Origin of the sequence: Mycolicibacterium baixiangningiae, from assembly GCF_016313185.1 — a bacterium.
Taxonomy (GTDB): Bacteria; Actinomycetota; Actinomycetes; order Mycobacteriales; family Mycobacteriaceae; genus Mycobacterium; species Mycobacterium baixiangningiae.
The window spans coordinates 1,132,396-1,150,134 of record NZ_CP066218.1; the positions used below are offsets into that span (position 1 = coordinate 1,132,396).

Sequence of the window (17,739 nt, forward strand, 5' to 3'; positions counted from 1 at the left end):
GCTCCATTATTCGTTCTCGGCCGACACCACCGAAGTCACACGGTGAATGGCGAACTCGCGCACCCGCCCGGATGCCGGATCGTAGGCGGTCAACTGGCCGCCGCGGACGTTTACCGGCGCCACCACCCGCTGGGTGGCCACCCCGGCCGGATCGACGTAGCCGATCACCACCGAGGTCTGCTGTAGCGCCGCTTCCTGCAACTGCGTAATCGCAACGCCGGGATCGAGCCGCATGTTCCCGGTGGGCGCGGCGGCGACCTTGCGCAACACCGCCACGATCGCGCCGAGCGTCTGGGTGGTCGGCGTGGGCGCCGGCCGGTACACCCGCCGCCGACCCGGCGCGGCCACGCGCGCACCGCGGGATCGGACGTCGACGATAGCGCCGGACGAATCCTCGGCGGCGGGGGCGAGCCCCGCATTGCGCAGGGCGGCGAGCACGTCGGCGATCGGCGCCTGGGACACCGCCACCGTCGGCGCCAGCAGGCGCAGCTCCACCGCGTCGGTCGCCGGTGCGGCCACCGCCTGGGCCAGCAGCGCCGCGTCCTCACATCGCACGAACGACGCCGCGATACCGACACGCAACTGGCCGTGACGGCGCGCGACGTCGTCGATCAGATAGGTCAGACCCTGTGGCACCGGGGTTTTCGAATGCCGGCCGAAGAACGCGTGCAGTTCACTCGCGGTCCTGCCGGTGTCGAGCGCGCGGCGGATCGACGCCTCGCTGACCCGATACACCATCGCCGCACCGGCCGACTCCACGGCGGCGACGGCGGACAACTGCTCGGCGAGATCGCGTTCGAGCGGCCCGGGGACGACGACCGTGAGATCGGCCTGCACCAGGAAATGGTCGATCGGTGCGGGCAGCACCTTCGCCATGGCCGCCACGACATCCTCGGCCAGGTCGCCGGCCAGCAGTCTGCGGATGGGCGACGCGATCGCCCCGCGGCCCACCATGCCCAGCGCGTGCGCCTCGGTGAGCAGGCCGCTGACGGGCTCGGGCTGCAACCGCACCGCCCACCGGGGTCGGCGCCAGATCATCGCCCGTGAGGCCGACGCGGCGTCCACCCCCGAGCCGGCAGGCAGGTCGGCCAGCACCGACAACAACAGCCGGCGGTCCAGCGGAGCGGCCGTCGAGTACAGCGAATCTGAAAGCGCCGCATACGGCTTGCCGTCCGGCCCACGGCTGCCGACCAGCCCCGGCCTGCCGGGCAGATCCAGCCACGTCGAGGCGAGCAGATGCCAGCGCACCGCCGTCGGCGATTCGATGAACCGGTCGGCCGCCACCGTCGGCGCCCAGAACGTGCCCGTCCCGTCACCCGGGTCGGGGTCGGGCATCCCGGCCGCGAGCAGGCCGGCCGCCACCGCCACCTCCAGGATGAGGCCCAGCCGTCGCTCGTCGATACCCGTGGCCTTGGTGAGGCGTTTGAGGTCACGGACCCCGAGGCCGCCGCTGCGTAGTTCCGGCACCGGGGCCGCCGACAGCGCCTCGAGCACCACGTCGACCTCACGCAGCAGGTCGATGGCCGCTCCGGCCGCGACCGCGTCGACGTCGGCGATCGTCGTCGACGAGGTGACGGGATCGGGCGGGGTCAACTCCGCCGGCCCGGGGACCTCGCCGCGCAGCACCTGGCCGACCAGGCGGGGCAGGATCACGGTGTCGTCGTCGACCTGGCGGAGCAGCCCCGCGGCGAGCAGCCGCTGCACCGGCCGGTCCGCAGGTGTGCCGGGCGCCGCATCCCGGGTGCGGCCCACCGGCGAACCCTCGAGCAGCCGGTCCAACAGGTCGCGCTGTGCGGTGTCGAGTCCGGCCAGCATGCGCGCGATGTCGTCGACGCTGTGTTCAGTCATCTCCACGACGGCCTGGCCCGGGTACCACGGCAACCCCGACACGGCCTCGGCCGCCACCCGCACCTCGTCGTCACCCCACACCAGCGCCCGCGCGCGCAGATCGTCGACCGCCGCGCTGATCGACCCTTCGTCGGCGCGCGCGCCGATCAGCTCCGACAGCTTGGTCAACGGCACCGCCGCGGTGTCCGCATGCAGCACCAACAGCGCATCCAGCACGGCCAGCCGCAGGAAGTCGAGGTCGTCGGTGGCGGCCTTGACCGACTGCCGCGACGTCGCTCTCGCGGCCAGCGCGGCGATGGTGCCCGGCGGCGGCTGGGTCAGGTCAGGGCGCAAATCCAGCAGCCGGATCAGCCGGTCGTCGGGTAGTTGGGCCAACCAGGCGCCCAGGGGGACGCCGGTGCTGCCCCGAGTCGCTTCGCTCCTGCCCGACGGCGGAGTGTGTGCTGTCATTGCTGACCAGCGTAAAGCAGCCGCCCGACCTCGCCATGCGCCGCCGCGTTTGCCACAATGTGGACGTGGCTGACAAGAAATCGAAGAAGCAGTACGTCGATCCGGGGTGGCCCGCTCACCTCGACGGTGACGAGCACGCCGTGAGCGAACTCGCCACCGACCGCGTCGGGGCGCTCTCGCCCTTCGGCGATCTGACCTTCCCGCTGCCGGCCGACGAGCTGCCGTACCTGCATCCCGTCACAGTCGTCAACAAGTAAGTGACCGGCGGCTCGCAGCACGGGCTTTCGCACCTCGACGAGTCCGGCGCGGCGCACATGGTCGACGTCAGCGCGAAGGACGCCACCAGACGCACCGCCGTCGCCGCGGGCACGCTGCACACCCGGCCCGACGTCGTCGCGATGATCGCGTCCGGCGGGCTACCGAAAGGTGACGCGCTCGCGACGGCGCGGGTGGCCGGCATCATGGCCGCCAAACGCACCAGCGACCTGATCCCGCTGTGCCATCAGCTGGCGCTGACCGGCGTGGACATCGACTTCGAGATCGGCGAGAGCCACGTGCGCATCACCGCGACCGTGCGCACCACCGACCGCACCGGCGTGGAGATGGAAGCGCTGACGGCGGTCAGCGTCGCCGCGCTCACGGTGTACGACATGCTCAAGGCGGTCGACCCCGCCGCCCGCATCGACGACATCGCGGTGCTGCGCAAAGAGGGCGGAAAGACCGGCACCTGGACGCGGACGTGAATCGAGTCGGCCGTGTCGTCATCGCGTCCACCCGGGCCGCCGCGGCCGTCTACGAGGACCGGACCGGCCCCCTTGTCGTCGACTGGCTGAACGCACGCGGTGTCCAGACGGCCGCTGCGGTCCTGGTGCCCGACGGCGCACCCGTCGAAGATGCCCTGCGCGCCGCGGTCACCGACGGCGTCGACGTGGTGATCACCTCCGGTGGCACCGGCATCTCGCCGACCGACGCCACCCCGCAGGCCACCGCCGCCGTCATCGACTACGAACTGCCCGGGCTGGCCGAGGCCATCCGGCGGGCGGGGCTGCCGAAGGTGCCGACCGCGGTGCTGTCGCGCGGCATCTGCGGTGTGGTCGGACGCACCCTGGTGGTGAACCTGCCCGGATCGCCCGGCGGCGTGAAGGACGGGCTGTCCGTGCTCGCCGACGTTCTCGACCACGCCCTGGATCAACTCGCCGGAAAGGACCACCCGCGATGACCGCCGTCGTGCTCCGCGCCGCAGTGACCGAACAGCCGATCGACCTGGCCGAGCACGAAGAGCTGGTGGCCCACGAATCCGCCGGTGCCGTCGTGAGTTTCGCCGGTGTCGTCCGCGACCACGACGGCGGGCGCGGCGTCACGCGGCTCGAGTACTCCGCGCACCCCAGCGCCGCACAGGTCCTCGCGGAGGTCGCCGCCGAACTCGCCGCCGAAACCGATGGTGTGCGCGCGATTGCCGTCAGCCACCGGGTGGGACCCCTCGAAATAGGCGACGCCGCCCTGGTGGCCGCTGTGGCAGCGGACCATCGCAGGGCGGCGTTCGACACCTGTTCCCGGCTCGTCGACGCCGTCAAGGACCGGATACCGGTGTGGAAACACCAGTTCTTCGGCGACGGCTCCGACGAGTGGGTGAACTCGGCCTGACCCGACTCAGGCGGGCGGCGGGACCGGAGCCGGCGCGGGCGCCGGAGCAGGCGGGGCGACCGGAAGGATCGGCGGCGGTCCACCCGGGTCGGGGGTGTCCAGCGGCCGCTGGGTCAGCGCCAGCAGCGCATCGGCACCCGAGATCTCCTGGGTCTGGATCGCGTGCCAGATCTCCTTGAGGTAGGTGACGTTCGGGCTCTGCCCGGGCACCTGCGCAGGGTCGACCGTCGTTCCCGGCGGCAGGTTCTGCGGGCTCGCCAGGTGCGGCACCTCGGTGGGGACCGGGGGCAGGCCCGCGGGCACGGCGGGAACCTCACCACTCGCGAGCTGGTTGGCCGCGTCGAACACCGGCTGGGGCACGTTGACCGCATTGAGCGGGGCCATCGGATCCGGAGCCGGGGCGGCCACGGGAGCGGGGGCAGGAACGGGAGCGGGGGCCGGTGCCGGCGCGGGGGCCGGTGCCGGCGGAGCCGGCTGCAGCGGAGCGGGAACGCCGAGCGACCAGATCTGTGGCTGCGGCTGATCCGGCGCCGGTGCGACGGTGGTGTCCCAGTTCGCGGCGGCCGCGGCCACCGCGCTGTCTACCGGCGCGGGCGGCGGGGGCAGCGGCGCATCCAGCGGAGCCGGAGCCGGAGCGGCCCAGGCGGCGGGGTCGACCGGTGCGGGCGCCGGCGGCAGCGGTGCAGCGAGCGGGGCCGCAGGGGGCGGCGGGGGCAGCGGCGCCGGTGCGGGCGGCAGCGGGGCAGGCGGCAACGGAGCCGGGGCGGCCATCGCGTCGAACGGTGCGGCCGGCGGGGGTACCGGAGCCGGCGCCACGGCCTCGGGGGGCAACGGAGCCGGGGGCAGCGGTGCCGGGGCGGCCATCGCGTCGAAGGGTGCGGGCGGCGGCGGGGGCGGCGGAGCGAACGGATTGATCGGCGGCGGGGGAGGCAGCACGCCGTTGAGCGGCGCGGCATCGAGCGGCTGCTCGACCAGATTGCGCGGGGTCGCACCGGAGAGCGGGCCGCCGCAGGAGGGCCATGCGCCCTTGCCCTGGCTGGCCAGCACCCGCTCGGCGACCGCGATCTGCTCTTCCTTGGTCGCCAGGAATGCGGTCGGCGCGAACTCGCTGCCGCCGTGGCCGGACCAGGTGCTGGGGGAGAACTGCAGGCCACCGTGGTAGCCGTTGCCGGTGTTGATGGCCCAGTTGCCGCCGGATTCGCAGGACGCGACCCGATCCCATTCGCCGTCGGTGGCGGCACCGGCCTGGCCCGCGAGGGCGAGGCCTCCGCCGCCGATGACAGCGCCGGTGAAGGCGATCTTGGCGACGCTTACTGCTGGGTTCGTGGGCTTGCGATGCCGTCCACTCATAAGTGCGATGAATCCTCTCGTAGGCGCCCGCGAGGTCAGCTGTCGGGTTCGGGTGGGAGAGGTCACCCGGCCGATGTCGGTTGCCCGATCTCGGCTTCACCCCAAGGGGCCGCTAGCGGCCCCAGGTCCTTCGGTGGACCGGTGGGTCCCCCGCCTCCATCCAGGTGGCTCGTGGTCCCCCGCTTCGACGGATGGAGCTCGGCGCTGCCGGGCGGGGCGGGCCAGATGATCTGGGTCGACTGGCCTGGGACAGAACGGTAACCGCTCACCGCGCACCCGTCACCTTTTCTCGACCTCGGCGTTTTCCGCTACAGCAAATCTTAAAAGGCCTCTAAAGGCGCAGGTTGGCTTGTTGTTTCCGCAGGTGTTCCCGACCGTGAACTACGCCATAGCCAGTTCGTGACCATTCCGTGATGTGATATAAATCACGGTTATCCGCCCGCGAACGGGGGAAGTACATCGATCGTCTGCGCGTTGAGTAGCGCCATCCCCGGATTCCGGACGGCGACTCCGTCGCAGAGATACGAACACCGCGCCAGCACTCGGCTCAATTCCGGAGTGCGCGAAGCTAATTCGTCGACCAACGCCTGAACGGTGGTGCCTGGCGCAACGGTCAGCGTCTCGCCGTCGGTGCCTGCGGCCGCACGTGCGGCGGCGAAGAATCGGACCGCGACACGGATCGTCGTCGTGGTCGACACCTCACCCACCGATCGCGCTCATCGGCCGGTCGGGCTGCTCGAAGCCCTCGTCGTTGATACCGTGGCCGGCAGCTTTCGTCCACATCGCGGCACGCCACGCCTGCTCGATCGCGTCGTCGTCGGCGCCGCTACGCAACAGCCGCCGCAGATCGCTCTCCTCGCGCGCGAACAGACAGTTGCGCACCTGGCCGTCGGCAGTGAGCCGGGTCCTGTCACACGCCGCGCAGAACGCCTCGGACACCGACGCGATCACCCCGACCGTCGACGTACCGCCGTCGACCCGCCACAGCTGGGCCGGGGCCGACCCACGCGGCTTCGAGTCGGGTGTCAGCGTGAAGTGCCTGCGCAGGGCGGCCAGGATGCCGGCCGCCTCCAGCGAGCGTCCGCGCTGCCACTGATGTTCGGCGTCGAGCGGCATCTGCTCGATGATGCGCAGTTGGTAGCCGTGATCGAGGCAGAAGCGCAGCAGCGAGATCGCGTCGTCGAGGCCGGTGACGGGGTCGAGGACGGCGTTGACCTTGACCGGTGTCAGGCCGGCCTCCTTGGCCGCGGCCAGCCCGGCGAGGACGTCGTGAAGCCGGTCGCGGCGGGTGATGCGCGCGAAGTGGGCGGCGTCGACGCTGTCGAGTGAGACGTTGACCCGGTCCAGGCCGGCGTCTTTGAGTGCCTGTGCCCGCCGCGCGAGACCGAGACCGTTGGTGGTCATCGCCATCTCCGGGCGCGGGCGCAGCGCACCGGTCGCGGCCACCACGTCCTCCAGGTGGCGCACCACCAGCGGTTCACCGCCGGTGAAGCGCACGTTGGTGATGCCAAGGCGGGTCACCGCGATGCGCAAGAGCCGGGTCAGTTCGTCGGCGCGCAGGAGTTGTTCGCCCGGCAGCCAGTTCAGGCCCTCGGCGGGCATGCAGTACGTGCAGCGCAGATTGCAGCGGTCGGTCAGCGATACGCGCAGGTCGGTGGCGATCCGGCCGAAGGTGTCGACCAGCGGTCCGGTCGTGGGCATGCCGGCGGCCGGCCGTTGGATGGTCGGGACGCCGAGCGCGGTCACGGTCACGCGGCGGCTCGCATGGCGGGCACCGGCGGGTCGACAGGGACGATCTCCTTGCCGAGCGGCACCAGCGAGACCGGGATGAGTTTGAGGTTGGCCAGCGCGAGGGGGATGCCGATGATCGTGACGGCCATCGCCGCCGCGCTGATGATGTGGCCGATCGCGAGCCAGATGCCGAACAGCAGCACCCAGATGACGTTGCCGACGACCGCGCCCGGACGGGGACCCGGCTTCTCGACGATGGTGCGGCCGAACGGCCACAACGCGTACGACGCGATGCGGAACGCGGCGAACCCGAACGGGATGGTGATGATGAGGACGAAGCAGAGGATCCCCGCCACCGCGTAACCCAGCGCGAGCCACAGGCCTCCGAAGATCAACCAGATGACGTTGAGTAGTACTCGCATATCGGGCGCACTTCTTCCTGCAGCGGTGGGACAAAGCCTACCGATAAGGGTGTGAAGGCGCGGGATGAGTCCGAGTAGGATCGGCGTCGACGCGTCCCGGCGCAACCGGGACGCTTTCCTTATGTGGTGCGAGACGACGAGCAGGTGACGACAGTGCCGACCGGCAAGGTGAAGTGGTACGACGCCGAAAAGGGCTTCGGCTTTCTGTCCCAGGAGGACGGTGAGGACGTGTACGTCCGGTCCTCGGCGTTGCCCGCGGGTGTCGAGGGGCTCAAGGCGGGCCAGCGCGTCGAGTTCGGCGTTGCCGCGGGACGGCGCGGGCCGCAGGCGCTGAGCCTCACGTTGATCGATCCGCCGCCGAGTCTGAGCAAGACCCGCCGCGAGTCAGAGCGCGCCGAGCGACCCGAGCACAAGCACAGCCCCGACGAACTGCACGGCATGATCGGCGACCTCATCACCCTGCTGGAGAGTGCGATTCAGCCGGACCTGCAGAAGGGTCGCTACCCCGACCGGAAGGTCACGCGCCGGGTGTCGGAGGTCGTGAAGGCCGTCGCCCGCGAACTCGACGCCTGAGTCTTCGTGCCGGGCACACTCAAGCCATGAGCTATGTCGCCGGCGGAGGCGAGTTCAACCGCGACACCGCCTACATCGAAACCCGCATCACCGCCGACGGTCGCGACGGCTATCCGGTCGAACCGGGGCGGTACCGCTTGATCGTCGCGCGGGCCTGCCCGTGGGCGAACCGCACCATCATCGTCCGGCGACTGCTGGGCCTCGAGGACGTGCTGTCCATCGGCTTCTGCGGACCCACACACGACGAGCGCAGCTGGACCTTCGACCTGGACCCCGACGGCGTCGACCCGGTGCTGAAGATCCCGCGGCTGCAGGACGCCTACTTCAAGCGGTTCCCCGACTACGCCAAGGGGATCACGGTGCCCGCGGTCGTCGAGGTGTCGACGGGCCAGGTGGTCACCAACGACTTCCCGCAGATCACCCTCGACTTCTCGACGGAGTGGACGCAGTATCACCGCGACGGTGCGCCCGACCTCTATCCCGAGAAGCATCGCGACGAGATCGACGAGGTGGCCCAGCGCATCTACACCGAGGTCAACAACGGCGTCTACCGGTGCGGTTTCGCCGGTTCACAGCGTGCGTACGAGAAGGCCTACGACCGGCTGTTCACCGCGCTGGACTGGCTGGAGGACCGACTGAGCGGTCAGCGTTTCCTCGTCGGCGACACCATCACCGAGGCCGACGTCCGGCTCTTCACGACGCTCGCGCGCTTCGACCCCGTCTACCACGGGCACTTCAAGTGCAATCGCGCCAAGTTGTCGGAGATGCCCGCGCTGTGGGGATATGCCCGTGACCTGTTCCAGACCCCGGGCTTCGGCGACACCACCGACTTCGTGCAGATCAAACAGCACTACTACATCGTGCACACCGACATCAACCCGACGAAGGTCGTGCCCAAAGGCCCCGACCTCGCCAACTGGCTGACCGCGCATGGACGGGAAGCATTGGGCGGCAGACCTTTCGGCGACGGCACTCCGCCGGGGCCGACGCGCGAGGGCGAGCGGGTGCCCGCCGACCACACTCCGCTCTAGCGCCACACCATGCGGATGGACCACTCCGCATGGGGAATCTCGAACACCTCGCCCGCCTCGTCCTGCACCAGCGTCACCAGCTGCACGGCGATACCGGTGAGCCGCCCACGCTGCGGGTCGACGGTCGGGATCGTGACCGCGAGCCGGGTCTCGGGCCGGAATAGCGATTCGGTGGTGTTGGCCGGGTCTTCGTACACCTGCAGCAGCCGCCACGGCGCCTCGGCGATCGCCGACGGGACCGACAGCTGCACCGGATCGCGCTCGTCGACCTCGAGCTCACCCTGCTGGCCGGCCGGCATGCAGTCGGTGGGGTCGATGACGTCGCAGAACTGATAGGGCCCGACACGGGTCGATTCCCCGCGTGAGTAGGCGCTGATCTCCGGTAGCGCGGGCTCGTGGTCGCGGGTGAGCTGCCAGACCATCGCCGCCGTGAGCGCAGTCGCCAGCACTGCGACGGCCGCCAGCACGGCCAGGACGCGCTTCACTCGTTCGTCACCCCGGCGGTGTCGGAGCGACGGCCTTCCTGTTCGGCCAGCACCGGACGGTTTCCGCCGAACCCTGGTATCAGCGATTCGCCGCGGTAACTCACCACGGTCTGCGCCAGCCCGAGAATCAACACGGCCGTGATCGTAGTGAAGCCGATCCACAGGTCGGTGTAGATGAGCACCCCGGTCGCCCCGCCGGCGACCCAGGCGAGCTGCAGCAGCGATTCCGAACGGCCGAACGCCGAGGCCCGCGACTCCTCGGGCAGGTCGTCCTGCAGCGAGGCGTCCAGCGACGCCTTCGCGATCGCGCTCGCCCCCGAAGTGATCAGCGTGGCGACCGCAGCGACCAGCAGATTGCCGGTCACGGCGGTCAACAGGGCCGCAGCCGTCACCGCGGTGGCCGCGCGCACCACCAGTCGCGCCGGATGACCCAATTGGAGCCGCGCGCTGGTCATGTTGCCGATGAAATTGCCCACCGCGGCGGCGGCGCCGATCAGGCCGAGGATGCGCAGCTGTTCCCAGCCGGTGGCGTCGTGCGATTTCGCCACGAACGCCGGGTAGAGGAACAGGAAACCGACCATCACCTTGATCGTGCAGTTGCCCCACAGCGCCGTGATGGTGTTGCGTCCCAGCGGTTGACGGGCCTTACCGGAACGCTCCGACGGCGGATCGCGGCGCAGGCCGGTGCTGCCGCCGTGATAGCTCAGCGTCGCGGGGACCTCACCGGCGGTGACCTCCACCCACTTGGGGATCCGCATCGACAGCGCCGCCCCCGCGACGGTCGCCGCCACGAGCACGTACAGCGCCCCGGGGAGGTGGAACAGGTTGAGCAGGTATTCCGCACCGGCCGCGACACCGCCGCCGACCACGGTGCCGCCCAACAGCCCGAACGTCGTCAGCCGGGAGTTGACCCGCACCAGGTCGATGCTCGGGGGCAGCACACGCGGGGTGACGGCGCTGCGGAGCACGGAGAACGATTTCGACAGCACCATCATCCCGAGCGCACACGGGTAGAGCACCCACGACTGATAGCTGCCGGTCACGCCGTCGTAGTTCGCGATCAGCAGCACGACCAGCGCGGTACGCGCGAGGAACGACGCGGCCAGCGCGACGCGGCGGCCGTGCTGCAACCGGTCGAGGGCCGGGCCGATGAGCGGGGCGATCACCGCGAACGGCGCGATGGTGATCAGCAGGTAGAGCGCGACCTTGCTCTTGCTCTCCCCGCTGGCCGCGGCGAAGAACAGCGTGTTGGCCAGCGCCACCGCCATCGCGGCGTCGACGGCGAAGTTGGCCACCACCGGCCACGTCAGCGCCGTCAGCCCGGACTTGTCGGCACCGTCGGCGGTCGCGGCCCGGTGCACCAGGCCGTACATCTTCGACCCCATCTCGCGGCTGCGCTGTGCCGCGGCGCGGGTGACGGTGACCTTCCCCGTGCCGGCGCCCGGCGGCGGTTCGTACTGGTAGCCCGAGGGCGACGGTTCGTCCAGCGGGGGCAACCACCGGTTCGCGCTCGGCACGGACTGCCTGCGCTGACGGCCGTAGGACCCACCGTCGCTGGGGTAGTTCGCCATCCCGGGATGGTCATGGCCCGCGGGCGGCCGGGGCGGGTAATAACGGGCGTCGCGCCGGAAATCTCCGTCACTCTCATCACGTCCGCCGGCCACGTCATGATTCTCCCCCATGGCACCGACTGCTACCCGTCAGCCGACCGGTGTGGCTTTCCGGTATCGCTCTGCGGCACTATGGGACGCGATGGACAGCGTCACTGACACCGCCGCAGAACTGGCGCAACGCCCTGCCGACCTCGAAGCGGTGCTGATGGGCGCCGTGGATCTGGCGCGCGCCGCGCTGGTGGAGCTCATCGGACACGACACGATAGGCGAGTACCTCGGCGCCTCATTCGAGGACCCGACCTCGGCCACCCACCGATTCCTGGCCGATATGCCCGGCTACCGAGGGTGGCAGTGGGCCGTCGTCGTCGCGGCGTATCCCGGCTCGGAGCAGGCCACGATCAGCGAGCTGGTGCTGGTCCCGGGCCCGACGGCGCTGCTGGCCCCCAAGTGGGTGCCCTGGCATGAGCGGGTGCGCCCCGGAGACCTCGGCCCCGGCGATCTTCTCGCGCCACCACCCGAGGATCCCCGGCTGGTGCCCGGTTACGTCGCCACCGGCGACCCGCAGGTCGACGAGACCGCCGCGGAAGTGGGCTTCGGCCGTCGGCAGGTTCTCAGCCGGTGGGGACGCCTCGACGCCGCGCAGCGCTGGCACGACGGCGAGTTCGGCCCCGGTTCGGCGATGGCGCGCTCGACGAAGCGGGTCTGCCGGGACTGCGGCTTCTACCTGCCGCTGTCCGGTTCGCTCGGGGTCATGTTCGGGGTGTGTGCGAACGAGATGTCGGCCGACGGCCACGTCGTCGACTCGGAGTACGGCTGCGGTGCGCATTCGGACACCCCGGCGCCCCAGGGTGCCGGTTCGCCGCTGTACGACCCGTACGACGACGGTGTCGTCGACGTCGCCGAGAAAGACTGACTAACTCTCCGCTGCGGCCTTGATCCTGCCCAGCGATTCGTTCATCCCCGCGACGAGTTCCTGCTCGAAACTCGGCACACCGCCCATCAGTTTGTCGACCGCCATGTTCGACACCGCGGTCACACCGTTCTCGGCGTTGCGGGTCTCGACCAGCCGGGTTCCGGTGGCCGTGGGTTCGAGTTCGTAGCTCCACACCGTCTTGTTGGCGTCCACGCGGAACGCCACCTTCTTCTCCGGGACGACCTCGGTGATGGTGCAGGTGGTCGGCCAGACCAAGCGGTTGCGCCGGTTGAGGTTGATCGTCCTGGTGCCCGGCCGCAGCGGGCCGAGCGGCTTCATGACGCGGCACTGCGGGCTCCACTGCGGCATCCGGCGCAGATCGGAGACCAGCGACCAGACCTTGGCCACCGGGGCGTCGATGTCGATCTCTGCGTGCAGCAGTGGTGCGGCCATGCGTCCTCCTACGAAGGGTCGGGCGGCTGGAGAACGGCCTAGCGAAGCCCGCTCTGTGCGCCGCGGGCACCGCGGCGCACAGCGTGACGTTGCCACAGGAAGATCGAAGTGCCAAGAACTCCGATCCCCAGCCCCGCGATCGTGTACGGCCGCCACTCGTACAGTGCGGCGACCGTGAACGCGAGCACGGTGGCGACCAACCATGCCGCGGCGATCACCAGGATGACGGGCCAGGGCTCGAGAAGGGCGGCCGGCAGCGCGGGAGGCTGTGGCGCTGGGCGCTCGGGAGTGTGTTCGTCGGCCATCAATTGCCAACCTAGCCCATCGAAAAGCGGCCGTAACAACGGTTATCGTTTTGCTCGCCGCATTTCACGACCCTATGTAGTATTTGCTTTGTGATCGACCTCGAGTCTCGGTTAGCCAGCGATTTGTCGCTCGCTGTAGTACGGCTAGCTCGCCAATTGCGCTTTCGGCGTGCCGAATCGCCGATTTCGCTGTCGCAATTATCAGCGCTGTCAACGCTGGCCAAAGAGGGTGCCATGACTCCGGGGGCATTAGCTGCGCGGGAACGGGTTCGCCCGCCGTCGATGACTCGGGTAATCGCGTCACTCGCCGATATGGGGTTCGTCGCGCGCAACGCGCACCCCGTCGACGGACGCCAGGTGCTGGTGTCGGTGTCGCCGGCGGGGGCGGATCTGGTCGAAGCGGAGAAGCAGGCCAGCCAGGAATGGCTGCAGCGGCGGCTCGCCCAACTCGACCCCGAACAGCGCAAGACCCTGCTGATGGCCGCCGACCTCATGTCGGCGATGGTCGAGGAGAGCGCGTAAGCTTCGCCGCCGTGCGGAGATCGGGGCGGTGACCACAGTCATCGACGTCGACGACCCCGCCGACCCCCGGCTCGACGACTTCCGGGACCTCAACAGCATCGACCGCAGACCCGATCTGCCCAGCGGCAAAGGGCTGGTGATCGCCGAGGGCGTGCTGGTGGTGCAGCGCATGGTGGCCTCTCGCTTCACCCCCCGCGCGCTCCTCGGCACCGACCGGCGGCTGACCGAACTCGGCTCCGATCTCGACGCCGTCGACGCGCCGTTCTACCGGGCCGGCGCCGAGGTGATGGCCGAGGTCGTCGGATTCCACCTCAACCGCGGCGTGCTGGCATCGGCGTCGCGTCCACCTGAGCTCACCGTCACCGAAGTGCTCGACGGCGCGCGCACCGTGGCGGTGTTGGAAGGCGTCAACGACCACGAGAATCTCGGCTCCGTCTTCCGCAATGCCGCGGGCCTCGCGGTCGATGCGGTGATCTTCGGTGCCGGGTGCGCCGACCCGCTGTATCGCCGGGCGGTGCGGGTGTCGATGGGTCACGCGCTGCTCGTGCCGTTCGCTCGCTCATCCGCCTGGCCTGAAGAGCTGGAGCTATTGCGCAGCAACGGATTTCAACTGCTCGCGATGACGCCAGATCCGACCGCCGATACACTCGCCGCGGCGATGACGGCGTTGGCCGGGGACAAGGTCGCCGTCCTCGTCGGTGCCGAGGGTCCCGGTTTGACGGAACGGGCGATGCGGGCCAGCGATCGGCGGGTGCGGATCCCGATGTCGCGGGGCACGGATTCGCTCAACGTGGCCACCGCGGCCGCGCTGGCGTTCTACGAACGCGTGCGGTCGGGCTAGGTTTCTCGTGTGACCGACGAATCCACGCCCTGGGGAACGGGTTTGACGGTGGCCGCAGGAGTCGCCGCGGTGATCGCCACGGCCGTCATCGTACTGAGCCTCGGGCTGCTGCGGGTGCACCCGCTGCTTGCGGTCGGCCTCAACATGGTGGCCGTGGGTGGGTTGGCACCGACGGTGTGGGGATGGCGGACCAGGCCGGTGTGGCGGTGGTTCGCGTTCGGCGCGGGCGTCGGCGTGGCAGGCGGTTGGATCGGGCTGCTGGCGATGACTCTCAGCGGTACCGGGTAGAGCTAGCGCTGTAGTCGGCTCTTCGCGCGAGCGCTCATCGCTGGCCGCCGGAGCGCACGCCGAGCAGGACATCCTCCCAGCCGGGAACGGTGGGCCGGGCCTTGGCCTTACGGCCCTTCGCCGGCTTGGGCGCCTCGGCTTCGGGGGCCGGCGCCGGCTCGGGTTCGGGTCGCGGCGCCGGAGCGGGCGCAGGGGCCGGGGCCGGGGGCGCTGCGGGGGCGTCGAAGTCCAGCTGCGCCAGGGGTGCGACGGGGCGCAGCGGGCGGGCGAATTCGGGATCGATCAGCTGGTAGGCGGCCTCGTCGAACGCGGTGACGGTCCCGCCGTGCGCGCCGGGGGAGAACCGGAAGTGCGCGAGGTTGTCAGAGCGCCCGGCTTTCCACGCCACCTGTACGGTCCAGCGTCCGTCCTCGTTGCGCCAGGCGTCCCACGTCGTCGCGTCGGGGTCCAGGCCGCGGCCGACGAGTACGGTGCTGACGGTTTCGAGCAGGGTGAGCACGGCGGGTCCGTCGGCCAGCACCGGATGTGCGGCGGTGGCGAGTTCGGCGGCCCGTGACCGCTCCAGCAGTACCGGATGGGCGAATCGCTCCACCCGCTCGATCGGCATCCCCGAGGCGTTGGCGACCTGCTCGACGGACGCGCCCGCGCGGATCTTGGACTGGATATCCCTGGGACGCAGCACGTTGTGCACCTCGACATCGATCATCGTCTGGTCGGCCGATCGGTTGAACGCGGCCCGGTCCCCGCGGGCCGCGGCGCGGAACCGGTCGTCGACGCGCAGGGTGAATCGCTCACCGGAGTCGTTCTGGCAGATGACCGTCTTGCCGTCGACATCGAGTTCGACGACCTTGAGTTCCCGCACCACGACCTCCTCCGGGCCTGTCTGCGGCGCGAAGCGCCAGCCCGATTAGCTGGTCAGCCTACTGCGTTACCTGCCCGTGACCGCGCTGACACGCGGCGTTGCCTACAACCGTTCGACGACCCAGTCGACGCACTGGGTCAGCGCGCTGACGTCCTCGGGGTCGACGGCGGCGAACATCGCGACCCGCAACTGGTTGCGGCCGAGTTTGCGGTACGGCTCGGTGTCAACGATTCCGTTGGCGCGCAACACCTTTGCCACGGCCGCCGCATCCACGTCGTCGGAGAAGTCGATGGTGCCGACCACCTGCGAGCGCAGTGCGGTATCGGTGACGAACGGCGTCGCGTACGCCGACGCCTCGGCCCACGAGTACAGCCGCTGCGACGAGTCGGCGGTGCGCTTGACGGCCCAGTCGAGCCCACCGTTGCCGTTGAGCCAGTCCAGCTGATCGGCGAGCAGGACGAGCGTGCCGATCGCGGGGGTGTTGTACGTCTGGTTCTTGAGGCTGTTCTCGACGGCGATCGGCAGCGAGAGGAAGTCGGGGACCCAGCGGCCCGACTGTGCGATCTGGTCGATCCGCGCGAGCGCGGCGGGGCTGACGACCGCGAGCCACAGGCCGCCGTCGCCGGCGAAGTTCTTCTGCGGCGCGAAGTAGTAGGCGTCAGCCTGGCTGATGTCGACGGGCAGCCCACCCGCGCCGGAGGTGGCGTCGATGACGATCAGCGCGTCACCGGAGTCGGCGGGGCGCTGTACGGGCACCGCGACACCGGTGGAGGTCTCGTTGTGCGCCCACGCGATGACGTCGACCGACGGGTCGGACTGCGGTGCGGGGGCGCTGCCCGGATCGGCTTTGACGACGATCGGGTCGCCGACGAACGGGTTCTTGGCGACGGCGGAGGCGAATTTGGCGCTGAACTCGCCGTAGGTCAGGTGCAGTGAGCGCTTGTCGACCAGCCCGAACGCCGCGGCGTCCCAGAACGCGGTGGAGCCGCCGTTGCCGAGGATGACCTCGTAGCCGTCGGGTACGGAGAAGAGCTGCTTGACGCCGTCGCGTACCCGGCCCACGAGGTTCTTGACCGGGGCCTGCCGGTGGGAGGTGCCGAACAGGTCACCCGCTGCCGCGAGCGCGGCCAGTTGTTCGGGACGCACCTTCGACGGCCCGGACCCGAAGCGTCCGTCGCGGGGCTTGAGGTCGGCGGGGATGGTGAGGTCGGCCATGGCGCCCAAGCGTAGTTGCCTGCGGTTTTGGCGCGGTAATCGACGGTGAGCGCACGTCAGCGCGCCGAAACCGCTGGATACACAGCAAACCGGCATGGACTTCTACCCGATACCTGCGGTACTGTGTACACCAGACCGGTGAATGTAAACCCACTTGGGAGGCTCTCATGGCTCGCACACGCACGGTCCGGCGGTGGCGCCGCAATATGGACGTCGCCGATGACGCGGCATACGTGAACACACTGACCACCCTGTCCGAGGGATCGGTGCGGCGGAATTTCAACCCGTACACCGACATCGAATGGGACACCCCGGAGTTCGCTGTGTTCGACGGCGACGAGCGGTGGATCCTGCCGGGAACCGATCCGATCGGCCGCCATTCCTGGTACCGGTCGCAGCCGGTGGAGCGCCAGATCGAGATCGGCCGCTGGCGGCAGGCCAACGTCGCGAAGGTCGGCCTGCAGTTCGAGATCATCCTGATCCGCGGTCTGACGAACTACGCGTTCTGGGTTCCCAACGGATCACCCGAATACCGCTACTGCATGCACGAGACGGTCGAAGAGTGCAACCACACCATGATGTTCCAGGAGATGGTGAACCGCATCGGCGCCGACGTGCCCGGTATGCCGCGGGTGCTGCGCTGGCTGTCGCCCTTCATCCCGCTCGTGGCCGGACCGCTGCCGATCCCGTTCTTCTTCGGGGTGCTCGCCGGCGAGGAGCCGATCGACCACACCCAGAAGAACGTGCTGCGCGAAGGTAAGGCCATACACCCGATCATGGAACGGGTCATGGCCATCCACGTCGCCGAGGAAGCGCGCCACATCTCGTTTGCCCACGAATACCTGCGTAAGCGGCTGCCGCAGCTGCCGCGCCGGCAGCGATTCGTACTGTCGCTCTTCGTGCCGCTCGTGATGCGGCTGTTGTGCCAGGCCATCATCGTGCCGCCTAAGGCGTTCTGGAAGGAATTCGACATCCCGAGGTCGGTGCGCAAGGAGTTGTTCTTCCGCGCGCCGGAGTCACGGCAGTTCCTGAGGGACATGTTCGGCGACGTCCGGATGCTATGCCATGACACCGGTCTGATGAACCCGCTGGCAAAGCTCACGTGGCGGATCTGCCGGATCGACGGCCGGCCCAGCCGGTACCGCAGCGAGCCGCACCGCCAGCACGTCGCCTCGGCGGCCTAGAAGGACACA

22 protein-coding genes and 1 riboswitch are annotated in these 17,739 nt (G+C 69.8%); of the genes, 11 read left to right on the plus strand and 11 right to left on the minus strand.

Features of this window, described 5'->3' with window-relative positions; translation table 11 throughout:
• Positions 1 to 6: 6 nt before the first annotated feature.
• Positions 7 to 2,298, minus strand: a complete 2,292-nt coding sequence (locus I7X18_RS05295) for a helicase-associated domain-containing protein (protein WP_193044219.1) — start codon at positions 2,296 to 2,298, stop codon at positions 7 to 9.
• 35 nt (positions 2,299 to 2,333) lie between these two features.
• On the opposite strand from I7X18_RS05295, the gene I7X18_RS05300 reads away from it, so the two are divergent.
• From I7X18_RS05300 to I7X18_RS05315, 4 genes are read left to right on the plus strand one after another with little or no spacing between them, the layout of a single operon-like run.
• Complete coding sequence (locus tag I7X18_RS05300; RefSeq protein WP_193044973.1) at positions 2,334 to 2,555, plus strand: hypothetical protein; 222 nt, start codon at positions 2,334 to 2,336, stop codon at positions 2,553 to 2,555.
• A 57-nt stretch (positions 2,556 to 2,612) separates the two neighbouring features.
• On the plus strand, positions 2,613 to 3,041 hold the full coding sequence (gene moaC / locus I7X18_RS05305) for a cyclic pyranopterin monophosphate synthase MoaC (protein WP_226863059.1): 429 nt from the start codon (positions 2,613 to 2,615) through the stop codon (positions 3,039 to 3,041).
• Positions 3,038 to 3,517 carry a MogA/MoaB family molybdenum cofactor biosynthesis protein gene (locus I7X18_RS05310; RefSeq protein ID WP_193044217.1) on the plus strand — a complete coding sequence of 160 codons (480 nt, stop codon included), beginning with the start codon at positions 3,038 to 3,040 and terminating at the stop codon, positions 3,515 to 3,517. The genes moaC and I7X18_RS05310 overlap by 4 nt, the downstream gene beginning before the upstream one ends.
• Positions 3,514 to 3,942 (plus strand): molybdenum cofactor biosynthesis protein MoaE, encoded by a 429-nt coding sequence (locus tag I7X18_RS05315; RefSeq protein WP_193044216.1) that lies wholly within the window; start codon positions 3,514 to 3,516, stop codon positions 3,940 to 3,942. The genes I7X18_RS05310 and I7X18_RS05315 overlap by 4 nt, the downstream gene beginning before the upstream one ends.
• Positions 3,943 to 3,948: 6 nt before the next feature.
• On the opposite strand, the gene I7X18_RS05320 is transcribed toward I7X18_RS05315, so the two are convergent.
• The 4 genes from I7X18_RS05320 to I7X18_RS05335 form a co-directional block, all read right to left on the minus strand.
• Complete coding sequence (locus I7X18_RS05320; RefSeq protein ID WP_193044215.1) at positions 3,949 to 5,292, minus strand: transglycosylase family protein; 1,344 nt, start codon at positions 5,290 to 5,292, stop codon at positions 3,949 to 3,951.
• Positions 5,293 to 5,301: 9 nt separating this feature from the next.
• Positions 5,302 to 5,506, minus strand: a riboswitch (cyclic di-AMP (ydaO/yuaA leader).
• Between the two features lie 217 nt (positions 5,507 to 5,723).
• The gene (locus I7X18_RS05325; protein ID WP_193044972.1) at positions 5,724 to 5,990 is read right to left on the minus strand and encodes a MoaD/ThiS family protein; all 267 of its coding nucleotides are present in this window, start codon (positions 5,988 to 5,990) and stop codon (positions 5,724 to 5,726) included.
• Between the two features lies 1 nt (position 5,991).
• Positions 5,992 to 7,044, minus strand: a complete 1,053-nt coding sequence (gene moaA, locus I7X18_RS05330) for a GTP 3',8-cyclase MoaA (RefSeq protein WP_193044214.1) — start codon at positions 7,042 to 7,044, stop codon at positions 5,992 to 5,994.
• On the minus strand, positions 7,041 to 7,445 hold the full coding sequence (locus tag I7X18_RS05335; RefSeq protein ID WP_193044213.1) for a YccF domain-containing protein: 405 nt from the start codon (positions 7,443 to 7,445) through the stop codon (positions 7,041 to 7,043). The genes moaA and I7X18_RS05335 overlap by 4 nt, the downstream gene beginning before the upstream one ends.
• Positions 7,446 to 7,598: 153 nt before the next feature.
• Between I7X18_RS05335 and I7X18_RS05340 the strand changes: the two genes are divergently transcribed.
• A complete protein-coding gene (locus I7X18_RS05340) occupies positions 7,599 to 8,018 on the plus strand; it encodes a cold-shock protein (RefSeq protein ID WP_193044971.1) in 420 nt (139 codons plus the stop codon).
• 26 nt (positions 8,019 to 8,044) lie between these two features.
• Positions 8,045 to 9,049, plus strand: coding sequence for a glutathione S-transferase family protein (locus I7X18_RS05345; RefSeq protein ID WP_193044212.1), 1,005 nt, complete (start codon positions 8,045 to 8,047; stop codon positions 9,047 to 9,049).
• On the opposite strand, the gene I7X18_RS05350 is transcribed toward I7X18_RS05345, so the two are convergent.
• Together I7X18_RS05350 and I7X18_RS05355 are read right to left on the minus strand one after the other, a co-directional pair.
• Positions 9,046 to 9,534, minus strand: a complete 489-nt coding sequence (locus tag I7X18_RS05350; RefSeq protein WP_193044211.1) for a DUF2771 domain-containing protein — start codon at positions 9,532 to 9,534, stop codon at positions 9,046 to 9,048. The two genes, I7X18_RS05345 and I7X18_RS05350, sit on opposite strands and share 4 nt — an antisense overlap.
• Entirely contained in the window at positions 9,531 to 11,216 is a 1,686-nt protein-coding gene (locus I7X18_RS05355) for an MFS transporter (RefSeq protein ID WP_193044210.1), read from the minus strand. Before I7X18_RS05355 ends, I7X18_RS05350 begins: the two co-directional genes overlap by 4 nt.
• Positions 11,217 to 11,286: 70 nt before the next feature.
• Here I7X18_RS05355 and I7X18_RS05360 point away from each other — a divergent pair, with 70 nt between their 5' ends.
• Positions 11,287 to 12,060, plus strand: coding sequence for a DUF3027 domain-containing protein (locus I7X18_RS05360; protein ID WP_193044209.1), 774 nt, complete (start codon positions 11,287 to 11,289; stop codon positions 12,058 to 12,060).
• On the opposite strand, the gene I7X18_RS05365 is transcribed toward I7X18_RS05360, so the two are convergent.
• Both I7X18_RS05365 and I7X18_RS05370 read right to left on the minus strand, forming a co-directional pair.
• On the minus strand, positions 12,061 to 12,513 hold the full coding sequence (locus tag I7X18_RS05365) for an SRPBCC family protein (protein ID WP_193044208.1): 453 nt from the start codon (positions 12,511 to 12,513) through the stop codon (positions 12,061 to 12,063).
• A gap of 38 nt (positions 12,514 to 12,551) precedes the next feature.
• Entirely contained in the window at positions 12,552 to 12,818 is a 267-nt protein-coding gene (locus tag I7X18_RS05370; protein ID WP_193044207.1) for a DUF2530 domain-containing protein, read from the minus strand.
• 90 nt (positions 12,819 to 12,908) lie between these two features.
• On the opposite strand from I7X18_RS05370, the gene I7X18_RS05375 reads away from it, so the two are divergent.
• The 3 genes from I7X18_RS05375 to I7X18_RS05385 are packed head-to-tail and all read left to right on the plus strand — an operon-like array spanning position 12,909 to position 14,469.
• On the plus strand, positions 12,909 to 13,340 hold the full coding sequence (locus I7X18_RS05375; RefSeq protein WP_193044206.1) for an Rv0880 family HTH-type transcriptional regulator: 432 nt from the start codon (positions 12,909 to 12,911) through the stop codon (positions 13,338 to 13,340).
• A gap of 28 nt (positions 13,341 to 13,368) precedes the next feature.
• Positions 13,369 to 14,181 (plus strand): TrmH family RNA methyltransferase, encoded by an 813-nt coding sequence (locus I7X18_RS05380; protein ID WP_193044205.1) that lies wholly within the window; start codon positions 13,369 to 13,371, stop codon positions 14,179 to 14,181.
• 9 nt (positions 14,182 to 14,190) lie between these two features.
• The gene (locus I7X18_RS05385; protein WP_193044204.1) at positions 14,191 to 14,469 is read left to right on the plus strand and encodes a DUF2537 domain-containing protein; all 279 of its coding nucleotides are present in this window, start codon (positions 14,191 to 14,193) and stop codon (positions 14,467 to 14,469) included.
• A 34-nt stretch (positions 14,470 to 14,503) separates the two neighbouring features.
• On the opposite strand, the gene sepH is transcribed toward I7X18_RS05385, so the two are convergent.
• Together sepH and serC are read right to left on the minus strand one after the other, a co-directional pair.
• Positions 14,504 to 15,331: a septation protein SepH gene (gene sepH, locus I7X18_RS05390; RefSeq protein WP_193044203.1), complete on the minus strand. Its 828-nt coding sequence runs from the start codon at positions 15,329 to 15,331 to the stop codon at positions 14,504 to 14,506.
• 102 nt (positions 15,332 to 15,433) lie between these two features.
• Positions 15,434 to 16,546: a phosphoserine transaminase gene (gene serC, locus I7X18_RS05395; RefSeq protein ID WP_193044202.1), complete on the minus strand. Its 1,113-nt coding sequence runs from the start codon at positions 16,544 to 16,546 to the stop codon at positions 15,434 to 15,436.
• A 167-nt stretch (positions 16,547 to 16,713) separates the two neighbouring features.
• Between serC and I7X18_RS05400 the strand changes: the two genes are divergently transcribed.
• On the plus strand, positions 16,714 to 17,730 hold the full coding sequence (locus tag I7X18_RS05400; RefSeq protein ID WP_193044201.1) for an AurF N-oxygenase family protein: 1,017 nt from the start codon (positions 16,714 to 16,716) through the stop codon (positions 17,728 to 17,730).
• Positions 17,731 to 17,739: the final 9 nt, after the last annotated feature.

Coding starts and splice junctions, on each gene's coding strand:
- I7X18_RS05315 (WP_193044216.1), top strand. CDS start 3,514: ATGACCGCCGTCGTGCTCCGCGCCGCAGTGACCGAACAGCCGATCGAC.
- serC (WP_193044202.1), bottom strand. CDS start 16,546: ATGGCCGACCTCACCATCCCCGCCGACCTCAAGCCCCGCGACGGACGC.
- moaC (WP_226863059.1), top strand. CDS start 2,613: ATGGTCGACGTCAGCGCGAAGGACGCCACCAGACGCACCGCCGTCGCC.
- I7X18_RS05295 (WP_193044219.1), bottom strand. CDS start 2,298: ATGACAGCACACACTCCGCCGTCGGGCAGGAGCGAAGCGACTCGGGGC.
- I7X18_RS05400 (WP_193044201.1), top strand. CDS start 16,714: ATGGCTCGCACACGCACGGTCCGGCGGTGGCGCCGCAATATGGACGTC.
- I7X18_RS05320 (WP_193044215.1), bottom strand. CDS start 5,292: ATGAGTGGACGGCATCGCAAGCCCACGAACCCAGCAGTAAGCGTCGCC.
- I7X18_RS05300 (WP_193044973.1), top strand. CDS start 2,334: ATGCGCCGCCGCGTTTGCCACAATGTGGACGTGGCTGACAAGAAATCG.
- I7X18_RS05365 (WP_193044208.1), bottom strand. CDS start 12,513: ATGGCCGCACCACTGCTGCACGCAGAGATCGACATCGACGCCCCGGTG.
- I7X18_RS05370 (WP_193044207.1), bottom strand. CDS start 12,818: ATGGCCGACGAACACACTCCCGAGCGCCCAGCGCCACAGCCTCCCGCG.
- I7X18_RS05345 (WP_193044212.1), top strand. CDS start 8,045: ATGAGCTATGTCGCCGGCGGAGGCGAGTTCAACCGCGACACCGCCTAC.
- I7X18_RS05360 (WP_193044209.1), top strand. CDS start 11,287: ATGGACAGCGTCACTGACACCGCCGCAGAACTGGCGCAACGCCCTGCC.
- I7X18_RS05355 (WP_193044210.1), bottom strand. CDS start 11,216: ATGGGGGAGAATCATGACGTGGCCGGCGGACGTGATGAGAGTGACGGA.
- I7X18_RS05335 (WP_193044213.1), bottom strand. CDS start 7,445: ATGCGAGTACTACTCAACGTCATCTGGTTGATCTTCGGAGGCCTGTGG.